3 protein-coding genes are annotated in these 3399 nt (G+C 62.4%); all 3 read right to left on the bottom strand.

Translation table 11 applies throughout. The features are described from left to right. Positions 1 to 228: 228 nt before the first annotated feature. The 3 genes from modC to modA all read right to left on the bottom strand — a co-directional run bounded on the left by modC (position 229) and on the right by modA (position 3294). Positions 229 to 1314 (bottom strand): molybdenum ABC transporter ATP-binding protein, encoded by a 1086-nt coding sequence (gene modC / locus BQ17_RS09430; RefSeq protein ID WP_089726459.1) that lies wholly within the window; start codon positions 1312 to 1314, stop codon positions 229 to 231. A 310-nt stretch (positions 1315 to 1624) separates the two neighbouring features. Beyond that, positions 1625 to 2326 (bottom strand): molybdate ABC transporter permease subunit, encoded by a 702-nt coding sequence (modB, locus tag BQ17_RS09425; RefSeq protein ID WP_089726457.1) that lies wholly within the window; start codon positions 2324 to 2326, stop codon positions 1625 to 1627. A 188-nt stretch (positions 2327 to 2514) separates the two neighbouring features. Continuing rightward, on the bottom strand, positions 2515 to 3294 hold the full coding sequence (gene modA / locus BQ17_RS09420; protein WP_256091534.1) for a molybdate ABC transporter substrate-binding protein: 780 nt from the start codon (positions 3292 to 3294) through the stop codon (positions 2515 to 2517). Positions 3295 to 3399: the final 105 nt, after the last annotated feature.

The following is a 3399-nucleotide window of genomic DNA, read 5'->3' as shown; positions in this document are numbered from 1 at the left end:
CCTGCACGCCATTCATGCCATGCTCAAGAACCGAACCCCCTTCGACAGCAGCCGCTTCTTTACCCCAACCGAAACCGTTGCCTGATAAATCTAATTTATGCGTCGGAGTGAATTTTTGGGGATCAGGAGGCAAATTGGACTTGCACTGGAATAGAGTATCTACATGGTGCGAGCCCCATCTCAGGGGGCAGTTGTCAGTTATCAGGGGACCTCCCCTGCCCCCTGACGCTACTCGACCAGGGCCACGGCCTTGACTTGGGCATAGACCCGCTTGCCGGGGGTCAGCTGCAAGCGCTCGGCCGATTTGCGGGTGATCCCGGCCAGCAAGGGGGTACCGGCGAGGTCCAGGCGCACCAGCGTCCGGGCCGCGTCGTTTTCCGCCAGCCCTGCGACCAGGGCCGGGAAGATATTGAGAATACTGGTGTCGGTCTGAGGTTGGAGGGTGATGCTCACATCGCGGGCCAGCACCCGCAGGCGCACCTTGTGGCCGATGGGCAGACCGATGCGGGCGACGCTGAAGCGGCCCCCGGAAAAGTCGAGATAACTCAGGTGATAGGCCGGGTCGTGGGCCGTGATCTCCGCCTCGATGATGGCGTCGGCCTCGGCGCCCAGATCACGGGCGAGGTCGAGGCGGGCCCGCAGATCGCCGAGGCGGCCGGAGGCGCGCACGCGCCCGGCCTCGAGCAGGACCAGATGGTCGGCGAGCCGCGCCACCTCGTCCGGGGCATGACTCACATAGAGTACCGGCATCGCCAGCTCGTCATGCAAGCGCTCCAGATAGGGCAGGATCTCCTGCTTGCTCTTACGGTCCAGGGAGGCCAGGGGCTCGTCCATCAGCAGCAGGCGCGGGCTGGTCAGCAGGGCGCGGGCGATGGCTACGCGCTGACGTTGCCCGCCGGACAGGCGATCCGGTCGCCGTTCCAACAGGTCCTGGATCCCCATCAGGTCGGCCACTTCATCGGGCCGCACGCGGCGCTCGCCGGGGGCGATGCGCGTGAGGCCGTATTCGAGGTTGCGCCGCACCGACAGGTGCCGGAACAGGCCTGCCTCCTGAAACACATAACCGATCGGCCGCCGATGGGGTCTTAGGAACAACCGCTTGGCGTCGTCCTGCCAGGTCTCGGCGCCGACGCGGAGTCGGCCGGCCATGCGCTGCAACCCCGCCACACAGCGCAGGATGGTGGTCTTGCCGCAACCCGAGGGACCGAACAAGGCGGTGATGCCCTGCATCGGGCACTCGAACCGCACAGCGAGCGAGAAGCCGCCGAGCGATCCCGCAAAGCGCGCCTGGATGTGCTCGTCTTCGCGCGTCACAGCTTAGTACGGCAGTATCGATAACATGGGCATCATGTTTGTCCGCAAACGAACGCGAATCAACGCAAATCGGTCACAAAAGATCACCCTATCTTTTTGTCCACAGATTATGCAGATTCTCAGCAGATTGCTTCTGCCTTTTCCTATACTCAATCATAATCTCGGCGGTTCCGCTTTTTGTCGCCAATGGATGCGAACCAATACAGATCGCCTGCAATCAGTTCATCATCATCGACGATTCTTGATCCATTTGCGTGCATTTGCGTTTATTTGCGGATAAATCTTCCGCAAAGAACCTACCGACTTGAGGTTATCGATGGTTGAGAGCATCCGTACCAGCCCGTCCGATGCGCCTTTCGAGCAGGAAGGTGGTCAGAATGACGACGAAGGAGAACGCAAGCATGCCCCCGGCCACCAGATGGGCCTGGGCCCATTGCAGGGTCTCCACATAGTCATAGATCGCGATCGACAAGACCTTGGTCTCACCGGGAATATTGCCGCCGATCATCAACACCACGCCGAACTCACCCACCGTGTGGGCAAAGCCCAGCACGGTGCCGGTCAGAAAGCCGGGGCGTGCCAGCGGGACGGCCACCGACCAGAAGGCGTCCCACGGTGAGGCCCGCAAGGTGGCAGCGACCTCGAGGGGGCGCTCTCCCAGTGCCTCGAAGGCATTGCGGATGGGTTGCACCACGAAGGGCAGCGAGTAGAGCACCGAGCCGATCACCAGGCCCTCGAACCTGAACGCCAGCGAGTGCCCGCCGAACCGGCCGGCCACCCATCCGCCCGGGCCGTTGGGCCCCAGTGCCACCAACAGATAGAAGCCCAACACCGTCGGCGGCAGGACCAGCGGCAGGGCCACCAGGGTAGCCACCACCTCCTTCCACAGCGACTTGGAGCGGGCCAACCACCAGGCAATCGGGGTACCCAGGATCAGCAGTACCAGGGTAGTGATCGAGGCCAAGGCCAGGGTCAGCCGGATCGGCGACCAGATCCCGGCTAGCTCAGGCACAGGATTCTCACGGAAGATTTAGCCGCAAATGAACGCGAATGAACGCAAATGAAGATCACTTCTTGGTAGTGGTAAATTTCTAGCTGATAACTGAATTGATGCGGTTCGCGTCTCCTCTCTGGCGCCATCCTGAAAGTCCTACCACGCTCACCGCATCCTACGGCCCTCGAACATAGGTCAGCGGCCGGTCAGTTGCCGGCACCATAGCCATACCGCATCTTCACCGCGGCGGCCGTCGGGTCTTTCAGGAAGGCTATGAACGCGTGGGCCGCCCGGTTATCCGCGCCGCGCCGCAGCAAGACCGCATCCTGGGCCAGCGGCGGGTGGAGACGATCCGGCACCAGCCAGCGTGACCCTTGATTATGCCGGGCAATCTGGGATAGGGCGACAAAACCGAGCTCGGCATTGCCGGTCTCCACGAATTGATAAGTCTGGCCGATGTTGTTGCCCCGCACTAAGCGAGGGGCAAGTCCGGCATAGACCCCCAGGGCTTTCATCACCGCCACCGCCGCCGCCCCATAAGGTGCGGTGACCGGATTGGTGATGGCGACCTTGGTAATACCAGGGTTGTGCAGCGTCGTCTCGTCCGTCACCAAAGACTCGTCCCTGCTGAACAGCACCAAGCGGCCCGTGGCATAGGTGAAGCGACTGTCCGCGACGGCCAGGCCCGCCGCGACCGCCTGCGCGGGTCGTACCTGATCGGCGGCGAGGAAGACCTCGAAGGGGGCACCCTGGGTGATCTGGGCGTAGAGCTGGCCGGTCGAGCCGAAGCTGTAGCTGGCCTCGTGTCCCGTGGCCTGCTTGAACAGGACACCGATCTCCTTGGCCGCCGCGGTGAAATTCGCGGCCACCGCAATCCTTACCTTTTGCGCCAATGCCGGTGGAGCAGCGATCGAAAGCATAAGCACCACTGCCAGCAGGCCGGTGCGAATGTGCAGGCCGGGTTCCGCGACGGGTGTCTTTTTCACGTCTTTTTCATGGGAAACGGCTGGTTAGCCCAATGCCATTAAGTTAAGTTTTGTAGGTCGGGTTAGGCGCGCCTTGCGATGCGGGCGTGGACAACCGAGGCTGAA

The sequence above is a fragment of the Candidatus Thiosymbion oneisti genome, from assembly GCF_900092655.1.
GTDB classification, from domain to species: domain Bacteria; phylum Pseudomonadota; class Gammaproteobacteria; order Chromatiales; family Chromatiaceae; genus Thiosymbion; species Thiosymbion oneisti.
The sequence above is the reverse complement of the archived record's forward strand: the minus strand, read 5'-3'. Positions and strand labels throughout refer to the sequence as shown.